We start from the raw sequence: 15,902 nt of genomic DNA, 5'->3' as shown, positions 1-15,902 counted from the left end.
CCCAAGGGCAGGCCGCCTATGCACCCTGGGATTCATGGCCGATCGATTCGTCACCGTCACCCTCGACAAGCGGGACGTGCGCTGCACGGCCCGGCTGCTCGACGAGCGCGCGCCCCTGACCTGCGCCGCTGTATGGGAAGCGCTGCCGCTGAGCGGCGACGTGTACCACGCCAAGTACGCGCGCAACGAGATCTACGCACTCTTCGCTCCCTTCACCGACACGGAACCCCCACTGGAGAACCCGACGGTCACTCCGATTCCCGGCGACCTCTGCTACTTCTCCTTCGCGGGCGCCGAACTCGGCACGAAGGCCTACGGCTACGACCGGGCGGTTCGCCCCGGCACCACCGTGGTCGACCTCGCCCTGTTCTACGAGCGCAACAACCTGCTGCTCAACGGCGACGTCGGCTGGGTCCCCGGCATCGTCTGGGGCCAGGTGGTCGACGGCCTCGACCGGATGGCCGAGGCCTGCAACGACCTGTGGCGGACGGGAGCCGCGGGGGAGACGCTCAGCTTCCGGAGGGAGTGAGCCCGGCCTCGTACAGGGCGTGCGCGGCGCGTAGCACCAGATCGTCCCGGTGCCGGGCCGCGACGATCTGCATCCCCACCGGCAGTCCGTCCCCGTCCGTCCCCACCGGGACGGTCGCGGCGGGCTGCTGGGTGAGGTTGAACGGGTAGGTGAACGGCGTCCACCCCGTCCAGCGCCGGAACGCGGAGCGCCTCGGCACCTCGGCGCCCGCCTCGAACGCCGTCAGCGGCAGCGTCGGCGTGACCAGCAGGTCGAACGTCCGGTGGAAGTGGCCCATCCGCCGCCCGAGGTCCATGCGGACGTCCACCGCGGCCAGGTAGTCCAGCGCGCTGCAGCGGGCGCCCTGCGCGCAGATCTCCCGCAGCCCGGGGTCGAGCAGCCGCCGCCAGTGCGGGGAGAAGCGCTCGGTGAGCCGGGCCGCGCCGCTGAACCACAGCACGTGGAAGGCCTCCACCGGCTCGCTGAAGTCCGGATCGGCCTCCTCGACGTAGGCGCCGAGCTCCGCGAGCCCGGCGACCGCCCGCCGCACCGCCGCCGCCACGGCCGGCTGGACCGCCACCTGTCCCCCCAGCGACGGCGAGTACGCCACCCGCAGCCCCCGCACGCCCCCCTGCAGCGCCTCGGTGAAGGAACCCGGCGCGGGCGGCAGCGCCGACCAGTCACGGGCGTCGGGCGCGGCGATGACGTCCATCATCAGCGCCGCGTCGGCCGCGTCCCGGGTCATCGGGCCGACGTGGGACAGCGTGCCGAACGCGCTCGCCGGGTACAGCGGCACCCTGCCGTACGTCGGCTTCAGCCCGAAGATCCCGCAGAACGCGGCCGGGATGCGGATGCTGCCGCCGCCGTCCGTGCCCAGCGACAGCGGGCCGGCGCCGAGCGCCACGGCCGCCGCGCTGCCCCCGCTGGAGCCGCCCGCGGTGCGCGAGGTGTCGTGCGGGTTGCGGGTGACGCCGGTCAGCGGGGAGTCCGTGACGCCCTTCCAGCCGTACTCGGGGGTGGTCGTCTTGCCGAGGAACACCGCGCCGTGCTCCCGCAGCCGGGCCACCGAGGGCGCGTCCTCCTCCCAGCCGCCCTGCTCGGACACGGTCTCCGACCCGCGCAGGGTGGGGTGGCCGCGCATCAGCAGCAGGTCCTTGACCGTCACCGGCACCCCGTCGACCAGCCCGGCCGGCTCACCGCGCCGCCAGCGCTCCGCCGACTCCCGCGCCCGCGCGAGCGCGTCCTCCTCGGTGAGCCGGACGAACGCGTTCACCTCCGGCTGGGTCCGGCGGGCCCGCTCCAGGACCTGCTCCGTCACCTCCACGGGACTGAACTCGCCCTTGCGGTAACCCGCGAGAAGCCGGCTGGCGGTGAGGTCGGTGAGCTGCATGCACCCTCCAGGGCGTCAGTGACCGGGCACGTAACCACGCTTCTTGTCGACCACGTTCAGGAGGGACCTGCCCGCCGCCCACCGCTCGTACAACTCCACGAACTGCACGCCCAGTTCGTCCCGCCAGCCGACCGTGTCCCCGCTCATGTGCGGGGAGACGACCAGCCCCGGCAGGTCCCACAGCGGGCTGTCCCCGGGCAGCGGCTCGGTGGCGAACACGTCCAGTGCGGCGCCCGAGATCCAGCGTCCGGTGAGGGCGTGGGCGAGGGCGTCCTCGTCGACGAGCTGCCCCCGCCCGACGTTCACGAAGAACGCCGAGGGCTGCATCACGCCGAACCGGTGGGTGTCGAACATGCGGTACGTCTGCTCGGTCAGCGGTGCCGCCGCGATCACCCAGTCCGCGCGGGAGATCAGCCGGTCCAGGTCGGCCGGGCCGTGGATGCCCGTCCGCGGCGTCCGCCCGACCAGCGCCGTCGTCACGCCCAGGGCCTTCAGGGTGCGGACGATCGCCCGGCCGATCGGGCCCGAGCCGACCACGCACGCGCGCGTCCCCGCCACCCGCCGGGTCTCCCGGTGCCGCCAGCTGTGCTCCCGCTGGTACTCCAGCGTCCGCGGCAGATCCTTGGCGGCCGCCAGCACGAGGGCCGCCACGTACTCGGCGATCGGCTGGTCGAAGATCCCGCGCGCGTTGGTGACGACCGTGTCGGACGCGGCCAGCTCCGGGCACATCAGATGGTCCACGCCCGCGCTCGCGGTGTGCACCCAGCGCGGCCTCGGCCCCTGCCCCGGCCAGGCCTCGCGCACCGCGTGCGAGGTGAAGTCCCACACCAGCAGGGCGTCCGCGGAGGGCAGCCGCTCGGCCAGCCGCGCCGCGTCCGTGTGCACGATCCGGGCGCGCCCGGTGAGCCGGCCGAGCCGGGGCGGCGGCTCGGCGTCCAGGACGAGGAGGGTGGGAACGGTCGTCATACGGGGCGGCTCCCGGGCGTCTGACATGCGCGGATTGACCACGCTCGCACCCGAACCTACCTTCGTCAACACGGGCGTACTCGCGATCCGTTGCCCACTCGTCTCCGAGCGTGAGGCCGGTGTCAGCCATGGACGTATCCTTTCTCGGCGGTCCCCGCCCCCAGCGCGGTGTCGGCGTGGTCGCGCCCTTCGACTTCGCCCTCGACCGCGAGCTGTGGCGCTGGGTGCCCGACGAGGTCTCCCTGCACCTGACCCGGACCCCGTTCGTGCCGGTCGAGGTGAGCCTGGACCTGGCCCGGCTGGTCAGCGAGCACGAGACGCTCGGCGAGGCGGTCCGCGCGCTGACCGCCGTCGCCCCCGAGGTCGTCGCCTACGCCTGCACCTCCGGCAGCTTCGTCGGCGGGATCGCCGGGGAGCGGGCGATGTGCGAGGCGATGACCCGGGCCGGCGCCCTGCCCTCGATGACCACCTCGGGGGCGCTGCTGGAGGCGCTGGCCGAGCTGGGGACACGACGCGTCGCGCTGGTCACTCCGTACACCGTCTCCGTGACCCGGGCGCTGGAGGAGTACGTCGCCCAGGCCGGTGTCCGGGTCACCGGCTGCTCGTTCATGGGGCTGACCAGGCACATCTGGCAGGTGCCGTACCGGGACGTGGTCACCATGGCACGCAGGGCCACCCGGCCCGGCGCCGCCGACGCGCTCTTCATCTCCTGCACGAATCTGCCGACGTTCGACGTGATCCCCCAGCTGGAGGCCGAGCTGCGCATGCCCGTCATCTCGGCCAACCAGGTCACGATGTGGGCGGCACTGCGCCGGCTGGGTACCCGAGCCGTGGGGCCCTATCAGGCGCTGCTCGACGAAGCCGCTCGCGAAGGGCCCGTACTGCCCGAAGAGACGCAGGAAGGCTGGACATGACCGCACTCGGATTCCTCTACCCGGGCCACTCCGCCGAGGACGACTATCCACGCATCGAGCAGCTCCTGGGCAGCGACATCCGGGTGGACCTGGTCCACACCGACATCGGTGAGGACGCGCACCGGGTGGACGCGCTGCGCGAGATGGGCTCCGCCGAGCGGCTCGGCGAGGGCATGGAGCGGCTCCGGCTGGCCGGCGCCGAGACCGTGGTGTGGGCGTGCACCAGCGGCAGCTTCGTGCACGGCTGGGACGGCGCCCAGGACCAGGTGCGCACGCTGGCGCGGCAGGCCGGGATGCCGGCCTCCTCGACCTCCTTCGCCTTCGTGCACGCGGCCCGCGAGCTCGGGGTGCGGCGGGTCGCCGTCGGCGCGACCTACCCGGAGGACGTGGCCGCGCTGTTCGCGGACTTCCTGCGGGCCGGAGGGCTCGAGGTCACGGGGGTGCGCTCCTCCGGGATCGTCACGGCCGCGGAGGTCGGCACGTGGGGGGAGGAGGACGTGCTGACCCTGGCCCGGGCGGCCGACGCGCCGGACGCGGAGGCGGTGCTCCTGCCGGACACCGCGCTGCACACGGCCGCGCACGTCGGGCTGCTGGAGAAGTCCCTCTCCAAGCCGGTCCTCACGGCCAACCAGGTGTCGGTCTGGGAGGGCCTGCGCCTGGCGGACCGCCGGGTGAACGCCCCGGCGCTCGGCACACTCTTCACCCGAGAACCGATCGTCCAGGCCTGACCGAGACCGCCAGGCCTCCGAGACCGCCCGGCCCGACCGCCCGGCCCGACCGCCCGACCGCCCGGCGTGGGCGGTCGGCGTGGGCGGTCGGCCAGGGCTGGTGGCTCGGGTCGGTTTTGGCGGTCGGCCCGGACGGGCCGGGCCCGGGTGGGGCATCCCCGGCAGGGCATCCGGACGGGCCGGGGCCCGCGCGCGGGCGTGCCAGGGCGGCGCCCGACCGGGCCGGCCCTTCGGGCGGCTATCCCCGGTGGACGCTCCGGGCCGACATATCCGGACGGGCACTCCGGGGCGGAGGGGTTCTGATCGACATCCTGGAACGGCACCCGGCCGGGCCGGTGCCCCTTGGCCGCAACCCCGGGCGATCCGAAGGCCGGCTCCCTCGGGCTCGCCAGGCTCCCCGGAACGGCTCCGGGGAATAAACGGAGACTGCCTCCTGTTAGGGAGCGCGAGACAGACCACGCCGTGGAACAGGAGACCCACACCGTGTCGGCAGACGAGGCAGACGAGATCCGGGGCACCACGCACGGGACCGCCCCCGCCCCCCTCTCCGTACTGGACCTGGTGACCGTGGGCGCGGGCCGGACCGCCACCGACGCGCTGCGCACCAGCGTGGAGCTGTCCCGGCTCACGGAGTCCCGCGGCTTCCACCGCTACTGGGTCGCCGAGCACCACTCCATGCCCGGCGTCGCCTCCTCCTCGCCCGCGGTGATCCTCGCCCACCTCGCCGCCCACACCGACCGGATCCGGCTCGGCTCGGGCGGCGTCATGCTGCCCAACCACGCCCCGCTGGTGATCGCCGAGCAGTTCGGCACCCTGGAGGCGATGGCCCCGGGCCGCATCGACCTCGGTCTCGGCCGGGCCCCCGGCACCGACGGCGCCACGGCCGCGGCCCTGCGCCGCACCGACTCCCTGAACGAGGGCGCCGACGACTTCCCGGAGCAGCTCGCCGAGCTCACCCGCTTCCTGGACGACGACTTCCCCGACGGGCACCCCTACCGGCGCATCCACGCGATCCCGGGGCCCGTCCAGGGCACCGCGCCCGGCGGCGTCCAGTCCCCGCACCGCCCGCCCGTCTGGCTGCTCGGCTCCTCCGGCTTCAGCGCCCGCCTGGCCGGCCTGCTCGGCCTGCCGTTCGCCTTCGCGCACCACTTCTCCGCGCAGAACACCATGCCGGCGCTCGACCTCTACCGGGAGACCTTCCGCCCCTCCGCGGTGCTGGCCGAGCCGTACGCCCTCATCGGCGTCTCCGCCCTCGCCACGGACGACGAGCGGGAGGCCCGCCGCCAGACCCGGGCGATGGGACTCAACATGCTCCGGCTGCGCACCGGCCGCCCCGGTCTCTTCCCCGATCCCGAGGAGGCCGAGCGGCAGGAACTCGGCCCCACGGAGGAGGAGTTCATCGCCTCCTGGACGGCCAACGTCGTGCACGGCACCGCCGACGAGGTCCGCTCCGGCCTCGACGACCTGCACAAGCGCACCGGCGCCGACGAGTTGATGATCACCACGCACGCCCACCGCGGCGAGCTGCGCCTGCGCTCCTACGAACTCGTCGCGGACGCCTACGGGTTGCCCGCCGCGTGACCCGCTACGGCGCGCCCGCCGCGTAGGTCTGCGCGCCCAGCAGCTCGGAGATACGGTCCGGCGACACCGGACGGGAGTACAGCCAGCCCTGCCCGGTGTCGCAGCCGATCCGGCGCAGCCGGGTGGCCTGGGCCGAGGTCTCCACGCACTCGGCGGTGACCGTCAGACCCAGGCGGTGGGCCAGCTGGATCATCGCCTCGACGATGACCTCGTCGGCGGGGTTCGGCGGAACGCCTTTCGGCGCCTCCTCGTACTGGAAGCCGCGCACGAAGGAGCCGTCCAGCTTCAGCACCGAGACCGGCAGCCGGCTCAGGTAGGCGAGGTTCGAGTAACCGGTGCCGAAGTCGTCGATGGCGATCCGCACGCCCATGTCGCTGAGCGCCTGCAGGGCCTGCAGCGGACGGCCCGCCGAGCCCATCACCGCGGACTCGGTCAGCTCCAACTGGAGCAGGTGCGGGGCCAGTCCGGTCTCGGCGAGGGTCGACGCCACGTCCGCCACCAGGTCGGAGTCCCACACCTGGCGCACGGCCACGTTCACACTGACGAAGATCGGCGGTTCGCCGGGGTGGTCCAATTGCCAGCGGCGGGCCTGCCGGCAGGCGGTGGCGAGCGCCCAGCGGCCCAACTGGACGATCGAGCCGTCCTCCTCGGCCAGTCCGATGAACCGATTCGGCGTCAGTGTGCCGAACTGCGGATGGTTCCAGCGAACCAACGCCTCTACGCCGGACAGCTTCCCGTCCTCCATGCCGACCAACGGCTGGTACTCCAGCGCGAATTCACCGCGCTCGATGGCGGGACGCAGGGTGGAGGAGAGGGCCTGGCGGGTCATGCGGTGCGCGTTGCGCTCGGGGTCGAACAGCGTCCAGCGCGCCTTCCCGTCGGCCTTGGCCCAGTACAGGGTCGTGTCCGCCGCCTGCATCAGACCGGTCGCGGTGGTGCCCGCCGCATGGCGTTCCACGACCCCGATGGACGCCGTCAGCGACAGCCGCTGCCCGGCCAGGTCGAAGGGCTCCTCCAGGGCCTTGAGCGCCGAGTCGGCGAGATCCGCGAGCTGTTCGGTGCCGGTGGAGTCCTCCACCAGCAGCGCGAACTCGTCGCCGCCGAGCCGGGCCACCAGCGGTGTCACGGCGCGCGCGTACCCGGCCTCGTCGGCGACCCTGGTCAGGCGTTCGGCGACGGCCGCGAGCAGCCGGTCGCCGATCCGGTGCCCCAGCGTGTCGTTGACGGCCTTGAAGCCGTCGAGGTCCAGGTAGCACAGCCCGATCCGGCCGGTGCCGCTCTGCTCGTACGACTCCGCCTCCAGGGCGGCCGTCAGGCGCTCGAAGAACAGGGTGCGGTTGGGCAGCCGGGTCACCGGGTCGTGCATCTGCAAGTGCCGCAGCCGCGCCTGGAGTTCGCGGCGGGCGCTGACGTCGGTGATCGAGAGCAGCACGCCGGGTCCGCCGCCGGTCAGCGGCGCCACGGTGACCTGGACCCAGACCGAGTGCCCGTCGGGGTGCTTGAGCCGGCGGGTGCAGCGCAGTCTCGCCTGCCGGCCGCGCAGCACCTCGCGGTAGGCGTGCCAGGTGCGGGCGTCGGAGGCCAGGTCCACCAGGTCGGCGGCGGGCCTCCCGGTGAGGGCCGCCGGGTCGGTGCCCAGCAGCTCGCCGAAGGCCGCGTTGGCGTCGGCGACGAGCCCCTCGTGGTCCACGACGGCCATGGAGAGCGGTGCGGCCGCGAAGACACGTTGGTAGATGGATTGGTCACTGTCTGTGACGGCTGACCGGTCGAGGTCTGCCGCGGGCGTCGGCCCTTCGGACGTTCCGCTCACCGCTCGCTCCCGCAGTGCACTCGATCGATGTCCGTGCCGGAAAGTGTGCCGATCATAGAGGCTGGCCCCGGGCCCTTCCAGCCAAACTCCAGTGTCCCGGACCGGGCACGGTTTCTGACAGATCGTTTCTGCCCGCACCTGGACGGGTTATTGAGCCCCTCGACCAGTTGTGACGTTCCGTGAGTGTTTCGGGGTGTCGGGCGCCGTGGTGCGCCGGCGTCCGGCGGAGGTGCGCTCACCCTTCTGGTGCAGACAAACAGGGCGTGATGCGTCAAACTACCGCAACCTGGGTGCGGGTCCGTCGAAACGCGTCCGGAGGTCATGTCCGTGCCCATGCTGCGCAGCACCGCCGCCGTGTGCACCTCGCTGTCGGCGCTCGCCGCGACCTCGATCCTCTCCGGCCCGTCGGTCGCCGAGCCCTTCTCGACGGCCCCGTGCGCCCTGCGCCGCACCGAGGCCCACCACTCCGAGGGCGTCGACACCTGGAACCCCGACTACACCCGCCCGACCCGGCCGCTGGACGCGGTGATGGTGTTCCTGTCCTTCCCGGACGCCACCCCGCGCACCACACCGGCCGAGCTGGCCGCCGACCACTTCCCCGCCACCAGCCGCTTCTACGAGCGGGCCTCCTACGGCAAGTTCACCCTGCGCCCGCATCCGCTGTCGCACTGGCTGCGGATGCCGCGCCCCTCGACGGCCTACGCCATACGGCGGGACTGGAGCGCCGACGACCGGGCCGCCTATCTGCGGGACGCGTTCGCGGTGGCCGACAAGGAGGTCGACTTCTCGCGTTACCAGGTGGTGTACCTCGTCGCCGACCCGGACGCGCCCGGAGTGGACTCGGACGCCACCAAGGTCGTCAACCTGGACACCCCCATCCACGTGGACGGCACGGACGTGCGCCGGGTCGTCACCGTGTTCGAGAAGCATCCGCCGGACCGGCTGGTCCTCGCCCATGAGACCGGCCATGTGTTCGACCTGCCCGACCTCTACCACCGCCCGGCCGACGGCAAGGGCGACTGGGACACGTACGTCGGCGACTGGGACCTGATGGGCAGCCAGTTCGGACTCTCGCCCGACATGTTCGCCTGGCACAAGTGGAGACTCGGCTGGCTGGATCCGCGCCAGGTGGTGTGTGTACGCGGCACCGGGCCGACCCGCCTCACCCTGGAGCCGCTCGCCGCCGGGCCGGGTGTCCCGGTGCAGGGCGCGGGCGGCGCGCCCGCCTTCGGCCTCGGCGACGGGGTGAAGCTCGCCGTCGTCCGCACCGGTCCGGACACCGCCCTCGCCTTCGAGGCGCGCACCGCCGCCGGCAACGACCGCTCGACCTGCCGGCAGGGCATCCTCGTCTACCGGGTGCACAGCGGCGCGGAGTCCGGCGGCGGCCCGATCGAGGTGGTGGACGCCCACCCGCACACCGAGGCGTGCTGGGAGAACTCGGTCTACCCGCCCCTCGCGGACGCTCCGGTGGCCCTGGGGGAGAGCTTCACCGTGCCCGGGGACGGGGTGAAGGTGGAGGTGGAGGACCGCACGGAGTCGGGGGCGTGGAACGTGAAGATCACACCCGGACTGATCGGCTGACCGCCAGGGCCACCTCTCGGCCGACGCTCGCTGATCCGGCCCCGGGGTGTGGGTGGCGGAGCCCCCACAACGCGCGGCGAAGCCGCGCAAAAACAACGATGGCGAGTCATTCCGCGTTTTCTGCGGACATGACTCGCCATCGCCAACGTGCGCCGCCAGGGACTCGAACCCCGGACCCGCTGATTAAGAGTCAGCTGCTCTAACCAACTGAGCTAGCGGCGCCTGCTGACGTCGTAGACCTTAGCATCCTGATCGGCGGGAGGAAAAATCGATATCCGTACGGCTGCGCGGGCCGCGCGCACGGCCGCCCAGAGCACGACCTCGGGGCCGGGCAGCCAGGGGTGACGGGTGTCGGGGGCGACGAGCCAGCGGGCGGTACCGGGGGTCCCGCCCCCGGTCGGCGCCGGCGCGGTCACCGCGTCCCCCGGGCCGTGGCACAGCAGCGGCGGCACGGTCTCGGCCCGGTGTGAGCCCCACTCCTCCCAGGCCAGCAGCGAGGGAAGCCGCTGGGCCGTGCCGGCGGCGGCGAACAGCAGCATGCGGCCGCGGAACACCGCGACCGGGCCCGAGCCCGGCCCCTCGTCCCACAGCCGGTCCAGCATCCGGCGCCCGAAGATCGCCGGGGCGCTCACCACGTCGAAGACCGTGCCGCAGGGCAGCACGACCGGAGCGTCCGGGTGCTCCTGCCAGAGCGCCGACGTGCTGCGCGGATACGTTCCGGCCGAGGCGAGCCAGGCGACGCCCTCGGGGGTGGCGCGGGTGACGTTCGGAGTGCTGCTCATGCCGACTACATCTACCGGCCGTGAGCGTCCGGTTCTCCTCAGTTGCGGAAAACCGGGACAGGGGGATGAGGGGAGGAGTATCTTGCCCGCCTGGCATATGCCAGGCGGGGGTCACACCGGGTCCGCGGTCGTGCGTCCCTCGCTGTTTCCCCGCATCAGGTCCCGGCCGAACTCGACCATCTTCTTCGCGTAGTCCTCCGTCCACTCCGCCTGCCCGGCGATGTCGGCGGGGGTCAGCCGGTCGAACCGGCGGGGGTCGGCGAGCTGGGCCGCCGCGATGGCCTGGAACTCCACGGCCCGGTCGGCGGCCGCGCGGAACGCCTGGGTCAGTTCCGTGGCCCGGGCCAGCAGCGCCCGCGGGTCCTCGATCGACTCCAGGTCGAAGAAGTGCTCAGGATCGGCGGCCGCCTCCGCGGGCTCGAAGAGCAGGGGCGCGGGGCGTAGCCGCGGGTCGTTCCGACGCGGCGTGGGCTCCGCCATGTCTTCATCTCCTCCTCGTACGTTCGCTCGGCCCCACCCCTTCGGACGGGCCACCGTCCATTGTCCCGCGCCCCCGCAAGGGGGCCCTCACGGTCGCCAGGTCACGCGGTGTTCGGCGAGGTGGGCGAGGACCGCGTGGTTCGCCTCCCAGCCGTCCGGGAACTTCACCAGGGTGCCCAGCTGGACCGGTTCCGTGGACGGGTAGTCGTCCAGCAGGTCGCCCACACCGGCGCGGCAGACCACGATGCAGGCGTGGCGGTGGCGGGAGGCGAGGACGCAGAGCCGGCCCGTCTCCAGGTGGAAGGCGGTGGCGTCGGGGCGGCCGGAGAGCGGGTGCAGGACGACCGTGATGTCGTACTCGCGCCCCTGCAGGCGGTTGGCCGTGTCGACCGTCACATCCGCCGCACCGAGGTCGGCCAGGGCCGCCCGGACCGCGGCCGCCTGGTCGCGGTGGGCCGTGCCGACGGCGATGCGGTCGGCGGTGACCGGGGCGGGCTCCGGTGAGCGCTCCGACGCGGCGGCCCCGCCACGGTCCAGCAGGCGCCGTACGACTGCCGCCACCGCGCGCACCGCCTCCGGATCCGTGCGCGGGGTGTGCCGGGCGGGCAGCTCCAGCAGGCCCCAGCCGGACGCGGCGGCCTCGTCGATCACCCGGTCCGGGCCGGAGCCGTCCGAGGGCACCGCGAAGGCGAGCCGGCGGTCACCGGGTCCGGTGCCGCTGCGGAACGGGGTGTACGGGTAGAACGCGTCGGAGACCAGGGGGGCCGCCGAGGCGGGCAGCCGCCAGGAGACCGGGAGCCGGTGCTGCGGAAGTTCCGGGTTGTGGGCCAGAAGAGTGGTGACGGCGGAGGCCGACGGGTCGTACGACAGCCCCGCCCACTGCTCGCTGCCGACGATCGCGAACGGGTCCAGCTGGCCCGGGTCGCCCACGAACAGTGCCCGCTCGAACAGTCCGGCCACGGCGAGCAGGGAGTCCGAGCGCATCTGGTACGCCTCGTCCACGATCGCGTGCGGCCAGGGCTCGTCCACCTTCACGTGCGCCCACTTCGCGGCGGTGGACAGCACGACCGGCAGGCCGTTCAGGTCGGCCGCCTTCGCGGACGTACGCACGCTCGCCAGGTCGTCCAGCGCCTTGTCGTACGGATCGGTGTCGCTGCTGTGCAGGCGGCCGACGGGCAGCTCGGGGTTCTTCTCGGCGAGGCGCAGCACCAGATCGTCCACCTGCGCGTTCGTCTGCGCCACCACCATCAACGGACGCCCCGCATCCGCGAGTTCCAGCGCCGCCCGGACCACCAGCGTGGACTTGCCGGCACCGGGGGGCGAGTCGACGACCACACCCCGCTCGGTCCCGTGCAGGGTGTCGCGGAGGATCGCGTCGGTCGCGCGGGCGGCCGCGACCGAGGGGTCGAGGTCCACGGTCGTCACAGGACGTCCTCCTCGGTGACGGGGTCGGCGGCTTCCTGGGCGGCCTCGCCGGGCGGCCCGCCGTGCGTCCACGGGGTCTGCTCCGGGTCGGGCAGCTTCGCCCCGCCGCGCTGCTCGTGCTCGAAGAGGGTGAAGCAGATCCGGTCGCCCTTCTCCGGCACCGAACCGGGCTCCGGCTCCTTGCCGCGGCCCATTTTGTCGGTGATCCGCAGCACCAGCACGCCCTCGGTCTCGCATCCGACGAACTCCGCCGACTGCGGCCTGCCGCCCAGTGAGCGGTACACCTTCGCCCGCTCCGCCAGATGCGGCCGGTCGTCCGTGCGGAGCGTCACCAGCGGGCGCGGGCTCGGCCGCTTCCCCTCGCTGTACGCCATCACGACGTCGGCCACCTCGCCCGCGAACGCCTCCCCGGCCAGCCGCCGCCCCGCCATCACCAGCGGATCGTCCAGCGCCTCCTGCGCCTCCAGCCGGGCCTGCTCACGCTCGCGCGTGGCCAGCTTGTTCGCCGCCGTCACCGCGTCGTCCCGGCGCGGCTGCGGGGGCTCGCCGGCCAGCACCCGGTCGCGGTGGCCGGTGAACGACCAGCGGTCGCGGGTCCAGCGGTCCTCCACATGGGCGCCCTCGGGCAGCGCGCGCAGCAGGTCAAGGCCCCGCCACACCGCGTCCCAGGTGGGCCGGGTGCGGCTCGCCACCAGATCGCGGACGTCCCGTTCGGCCCGGGTCAGCGCGGCGAGCCCGTCGTCGGCCTCCAGCGGGTCCTCGGCGGCGGCGAGGGCGGCACGCGCGCGGTCGTACCGCTCGATCGCCGGGGCCAGCAGCCTGTTGTCGAACGCCGGGTCGGTGGCCGGACCGGCCGGCGGGCACAGCAGCTGCCCGTCCGCGTCCCGGGCCAGCTCGGCCCGGCGCGCCGCCTCGGCGCCGGTGTCACCCGGAGGGTCGATCCACGCCAGCAGCGCGCCCAGGTGCTGGTCCTCGAGGCCGGACTGGCCGGTCGCCCAGTGATGGGACAGCAGGTCGGTGAGGGCGAGCAGGAGCGCCGAGCCGGGGACCCGGGACCGCTCCCCGTAGTGGGTCAGCCACCGGCCGAGCAGCGGTACCCGGGGCGGCGCCGGATGGGGCGCCTCCGGGTCCTGCTCCGCGGTGCGGCGAAAGCGCATGGACCGGCCGAGCAGCCGTACGAACTCCAGGCCCGCCCGGCTCGGCACGATCAGCTGGGGCGCGTCCGCGCACAGCTCCACCTCGACCTTGACCCGCTTGCCGGTCTCCGGGTCCGTCTCGGTGCGCTCGGCCGCCTCCACGGCCTCCGCGCACGAGTCGATGTACGGCAGGACGACGTCCGCCAGTTCGGCGAGGAACGCGAAGCGCAGGTCGCGGTCGCGGGGCTGGGGCACGACCAGCAGGCGCGGCGCGTCCCGGTCGGTGCCGACCAGTGCGCCCAGCGGAGCGCCGGCCTCACCGGCGGTGGTGAGCGGCACGAACACCAGCGGGCGGCCGGACAGATGCCGGTGCCGGACGGTGGCGGCGGGCTGGGCCCGCCCGGTGCCGACGGCCTCGAGGCGGGCGAGGGTGGTGATCAGGGACATGGCGCCGCCTCCCGGTCCGCCGAGTGCTCCCGGTCCGCCGCCTCCCGGAGGGCTTCGGCCCGCAGTTCCGCCGCCCTGCGCAGGGCCGCCACCGCGGGGTCGTCGGGGTCGCCGCACTCGCCCCGGGCGGCGGCCAGGACGTCCTCGACCGTGGTCAGGCCGCCCAGTTCGGCGCGCAGGGGCCGGCCGAGGCGGGTGACGGCACCGGCCGCGGCGGAGCGTTCCCGGCAGTGGAAGGCCAGTTCGCAGGCGGCCAGGCACTCGGGCGCGTACGTCGCCGGGACCGCCGACACGGCGGCCGTCAGCTCCTCGGCGCTGCGGTCGGGCGCGAAGCAGGTGCCCTCGGGCAGCGAGTCGGCGATCTCCTCGATCCGGGTGAGCCGGGCCAGCTGGCGGCCGGTGACCGCGCGCTGCTTGCGGACGTCGACGGCGGAACCGGTGGGCAGGTTGGAGAAGTCCTTGGGGCACACCAGCAGCACCCGGTGACGCACGCGCGGGGGAGGGTCGAGCCGGGCGGCGACCTGCTCCAGGGCGAGCACGTACACCGCCGACTGGCGGGCGGCCGCGCCGACCTTCGCCGGGTCCGCCGAACCGTCCAGCATCGGGAAGGACTTGATCTCCACCACCGACCAGCTGCCGTCCGGGTGCACCACCACCGCGTCCGGCTCCAGGAACGCGAGCGAGCCCGCCACGTCCAGGGCGAGCATCGGGTGGTCGAGGAGCGTCCAGCCGCCGGCTCCGGTGGCCTCGCGCAGCGCCAGCGCCGTACGGGCCGTGCGCCCCTCGGGGCCCTGCGCGGTCAGGTCGGGGACGGCCGCGTCCTCGGGCGGCGGGGCGCCGGGGTCCAGACGGGTGTGCGCCAGCCGCAGCAGCTCCGCGCCGCCGTCCGCCTTCACCTTGGCCTCGAACGCGTTCCCCCGGGTCAGCGCGAACTGCGACTGCCCGAACGCGGACGGCGCGCCGAGCGCGCTCGCCAGCCGTGCCTTGTCCACGCCGGCGCCGTCCAGGATCGCCCGCCTGCGGCATCCGGGGTTCGCCGCGAGCGCCGCGAGGGCGCGCGCGTCCAGGGCCTTGGCCGGTACCTCGGGACCGCGCAGCTCAGCGAGCCTGTGCCGGAGCCCCTTCGCCCGCGTCCGCGGGGGAGGCGTCCGGCTCGGCTCCGCCGTCGAGCCGCGACTCGCGCTGCCGTGGAATTCGCTCACCCGCGGAAGTCTGGCATCCGGCACTGACAATCGGGGAACCGGTGGCGTCCGTGACGGGGGTGGCGCGGCGGAACAGACGGGCCCGGACCAGGTCCAGGGCCCGCGTGACACGCGGTCCCAGCAGGGCGCCGACACCCATGACGGCCACCCCGGCGACGGCGTCCAGGAAGTAGTGGTTGGCGGTGCCCATGACCACGAGGGCGGTGCCCAGCGGGTAGAGGACGCCGAGGACCTTGCCGAGGCGCGTGCCGCCGTGCCGCCACAGCATCACCCCGCACCACAGCGCCCAGCCGACGTGCAGGCTCGGCATGGCCGCGTACTGGTTGGTCATCCCGCCCATGCCGCGCGGCGCGCTGGCGTCGGCGCCCCACCAGCCGTACGAGCTGTAGTGGGCCATGGTGTCCACGAAGCCGTGGCCCGCGGACAGCAGGCGTGGCGGGCACGTGGGCAGCAGCGTGAAGCCGATCAGGCCGATGAACGTGGACGTCATCAGCCAGGTGCGCGCGCGCCGGTAGTGCTCGGCGCGGGTGCGGAACAGCCAGACGAGGATCGCGGGCGTGATCAGGTAGTGCAGCGAGGCGTACCAGAAGTCGGCCGGCACCCCGAGCCAGGGCTCGCGGGTGAAAAGACGGTTCAGCGGGTGCTCGGCGTTCAGGTGCAGCAGCTTCTCGACGCGCAGGATCGCGAGGCCGTGGTCGACGGCTCCGCTGACGTCACCGCGCGCGAGGAGACGGCCGGCCGAGTAGCAGCCGTACACCAGCAGGATGAGCGGCAGCTCGGTCCACCAGCGCAGCCGGGTACGGGGCGCCACCTCGGTGCCCGGTGTCTCGGTCTGCGGCATCCGATCGCCCTCCCCCTTCTGCTGTACGGCACGCCCGGCGGGGCGACCGTGCCACTTTACGGTGTCCCGATCTCGCCCATGAGGGCGCTCCGGCCCACAAAGACGCCGAGA

At 73.8% G+C, this 15,902-nt stretch carries 14 protein-coding genes and 1 tRNA gene; 5 read left to right on the top strand and 10 right to left on the bottom strand.

The window, feature by feature from the left end:
- Nucleotides 1-34 precede the first annotated feature (34 nt).
- On the top strand, nucleotides 35-529 hold the full coding sequence (locus ACZ7FF_RS30600; RefSeq protein WP_470816126.1) for a DUF3830 family protein: 495 nt from the start codon (nucleotides 35-37) through the stop codon (nucleotides 527-529).
- On the opposite strand, the gene ACZ7FF_RS30595 is transcribed toward ACZ7FF_RS30600, so the two are convergent.
- Nucleotides 510-1,898: an amidase gene (locus ACZ7FF_RS30595; RefSeq protein WP_470816125.1), complete on the bottom strand. Its 1,389-nt coding sequence runs from the start codon at nucleotides 1,896-1,898 to the stop codon at nucleotides 510-512. The genes ACZ7FF_RS30600 and ACZ7FF_RS30595 overlap by 20 nt on opposite strands.
- Before the next feature lie 15 nt (nucleotides 1,899-1,913).
- On the bottom strand, nucleotides 1,914-2,864 hold the full coding sequence (locus ACZ7FF_RS30590) for a D-2-hydroxyacid dehydrogenase (RefSeq protein WP_470816124.1): 951 nt from the start codon (nucleotides 2,862-2,864) through the stop codon (nucleotides 1,914-1,916).
- A gap of 128 nt (nucleotides 2,865-2,992) precedes the next feature.
- Between ACZ7FF_RS30590 and ACZ7FF_RS30585 the strand changes: the two genes are divergently transcribed.
- The 3 genes from ACZ7FF_RS30585 (at nucleotide 2,993) to ACZ7FF_RS30575 (ending at nucleotide 6,087) form a co-directional block, all read left to right on the top strand.
- Nucleotides 2,993-3,778 (top strand): maleate cis-trans isomerase family protein, encoded by a 786-nt coding sequence (locus tag ACZ7FF_RS30585; RefSeq protein ID WP_470816123.1) that lies wholly within the window; start codon nucleotides 2,993-2,995, stop codon nucleotides 3,776-3,778.
- The gene (locus ACZ7FF_RS30580) at nucleotides 3,775-4,506 is read left to right on the top strand and encodes a maleate cis-trans isomerase family protein (RefSeq protein ID WP_470816122.1); all 732 of its coding nucleotides are present in this window, start codon (nucleotides 3,775-3,777) and stop codon (nucleotides 4,504-4,506) included. The genes ACZ7FF_RS30585 and ACZ7FF_RS30580 overlap by 4 nt, the downstream gene beginning before the upstream one ends.
- A 483-nt stretch (nucleotides 4,507-4,989) precedes the next feature.
- Nucleotides 4,990-6,087, top strand: a complete 1,098-nt coding sequence (locus ACZ7FF_RS30575) for an LLM class flavin-dependent oxidoreductase (RefSeq protein ID WP_470816121.1) — start codon at nucleotides 4,990-4,992, stop codon at nucleotides 6,085-6,087.
- Nucleotides 6,088-6,091: 4 nt separating this feature from the next.
- On the opposite strand, the gene ACZ7FF_RS30570 is transcribed toward ACZ7FF_RS30575, so the two are convergent.
- Complete coding sequence (locus tag ACZ7FF_RS30570; protein WP_470816119.1) at nucleotides 6,092-7,897, bottom strand: putative bifunctional diguanylate cyclase/phosphodiesterase; 1,806 nt, start codon at nucleotides 7,895-7,897, stop codon at nucleotides 6,092-6,094.
- Nucleotides 7,898-8,218: 321 nt separating this feature from the next.
- Here ACZ7FF_RS30570 and ACZ7FF_RS30565 point away from each other — a divergent pair, with 321 nt between their 5' ends.
- Nucleotides 8,219-9,478 (top strand): M6 family metalloprotease domain-containing protein, encoded by a 1,260-nt coding sequence (locus tag ACZ7FF_RS30565; protein WP_470816117.1) that lies wholly within the window; start codon nucleotides 8,219-8,221, stop codon nucleotides 9,476-9,478.
- Between the two features lie 148 nt (nucleotides 9,479-9,626).
- On the opposite strand, the gene ACZ7FF_RS30560 is transcribed toward ACZ7FF_RS30565, so the two are convergent.
- The 7 genes from ACZ7FF_RS30560 to ACZ7FF_RS30530 all read right to left on the bottom strand — a co-directional run bounded on the left by ACZ7FF_RS30560 (nucleotide 9,627) and on the right by ACZ7FF_RS30530 (nucleotide 15,791).
- Nucleotides 9,627-9,700: transfer RNA gene (locus tag ACZ7FF_RS30560), tRNA-Lys, on the bottom strand.
- The gene (locus tag ACZ7FF_RS30555; protein WP_470816115.1) at nucleotides 9,691-10,260 is read right to left on the bottom strand and encodes a bifunctional DNA primase/polymerase; all 570 of its coding nucleotides are present in this window, start codon (nucleotides 10,258-10,260) and stop codon (nucleotides 9,691-9,693) included. Before ACZ7FF_RS30555 ends, ACZ7FF_RS30560 begins: the two co-directional genes overlap by 10 nt.
- A gap of 111 nt (nucleotides 10,261-10,371) precedes the next feature.
- The gene (locus ACZ7FF_RS30550) at nucleotides 10,372-10,740 is read right to left on the bottom strand and encodes a hypothetical protein (protein ID WP_470816113.1); all 369 of its coding nucleotides are present in this window, start codon (nucleotides 10,738-10,740) and stop codon (nucleotides 10,372-10,374) included.
- An 87-nt stretch (nucleotides 10,741-10,827) separates the two neighbouring features.
- Complete coding sequence (locus ACZ7FF_RS30545) at nucleotides 10,828-12,165, bottom strand: AAA domain-containing protein (RefSeq protein WP_470816112.1); 1,338 nt, start codon at nucleotides 12,163-12,165, stop codon at nucleotides 10,828-10,830.
- The gene (locus ACZ7FF_RS30540; RefSeq protein ID WP_470816110.1) at nucleotides 12,162-13,748 is read right to left on the bottom strand and encodes a hypothetical protein; all 1,587 of its coding nucleotides are present in this window, start codon (nucleotides 13,746-13,748) and stop codon (nucleotides 12,162-12,164) included. Before ACZ7FF_RS30540 ends, ACZ7FF_RS30545 begins: the two co-directional genes overlap by 4 nt.
- A complete protein-coding gene (locus tag ACZ7FF_RS30535) occupies nucleotides 13,739-14,950 on the bottom strand; it encodes a hypothetical protein (protein WP_470816109.1) in 1,212 nt (403 codons plus the stop codon). The genes ACZ7FF_RS30540 and ACZ7FF_RS30535 overlap by 10 nt, the downstream gene beginning before the upstream one ends.
- Nucleotides 14,847-15,791, bottom strand: a complete 945-nt coding sequence (locus ACZ7FF_RS30530) for a phosphatase PAP2 family protein (protein ID WP_470816108.1) — start codon at nucleotides 15,789-15,791, stop codon at nucleotides 14,847-14,849. The genes ACZ7FF_RS30535 and ACZ7FF_RS30530 overlap by 104 nt, the downstream gene beginning before the upstream one ends.
- Nucleotides 15,792-15,902 lie beyond the last annotated feature (111 nt).

Source organism: Streptomyces sp. NPDC037126 (assembly GCF_055605965.1).
This window is presented reverse-complemented; position numbering and strand designations above follow the sequence as displayed.

Coding starts and splice junctions, on each gene's coding strand:
- ACZ7FF_RS30600 (WP_470816126.1), top strand. CDS start 35: ATGGCCGATCGATTCGTCACCGTCACCCTCGACAAGCGGGACGTGCGC.
- ACZ7FF_RS30595 (WP_470816125.1), bottom strand. CDS start 1,898: ATGCAGCTCACCGACCTCACCGCCAGCCGGCTTCTCGCGGGTTACCGC.
- ACZ7FF_RS30590 (WP_470816124.1), bottom strand. CDS start 2,864: ATGACGACCGTTCCCACCCTCCTCGTCCTGGACGCCGAGCCGCCGCCC.
- ACZ7FF_RS30585 (WP_470816123.1), top strand. CDS start 2,993: ATGGACGTATCCTTTCTCGGCGGTCCCCGCCCCCAGCGCGGTGTCGGC.
- ACZ7FF_RS30580 (WP_470816122.1), top strand. CDS start 3,775: ATGACCGCACTCGGATTCCTCTACCCGGGCCACTCCGCCGAGGACGAC.
- ACZ7FF_RS30565 (WP_470816117.1), top strand. CDS start 8,219: ATGTCCGTGCCCATGCTGCGCAGCACCGCCGCCGTGTGCACCTCGCTG.
- ACZ7FF_RS30555 (WP_470816115.1), bottom strand. CDS start 10,260: ATGAGCAGCACTCCGAACGTCACCCGCGCCACCCCCGAGGGCGTCGCC.
- ACZ7FF_RS30550 (WP_470816113.1), bottom strand. CDS start 10,740: ATGGCGGAGCCCACGCCGCGTCGGAACGACCCGCGGCTACGCCCCGCG.
- ACZ7FF_RS30540 (WP_470816110.1), bottom strand. CDS start 13,748: ATGTCCCTGATCACCACCCTCGCCCGCCTCGAGGCCGTCGGCACCGGG.
- ACZ7FF_RS30530 (WP_470816108.1), bottom strand. CDS start 15,791: ATGCCGCAGACCGAGACACCGGGCACCGAGGTGGCGCCCCGTACCCGG.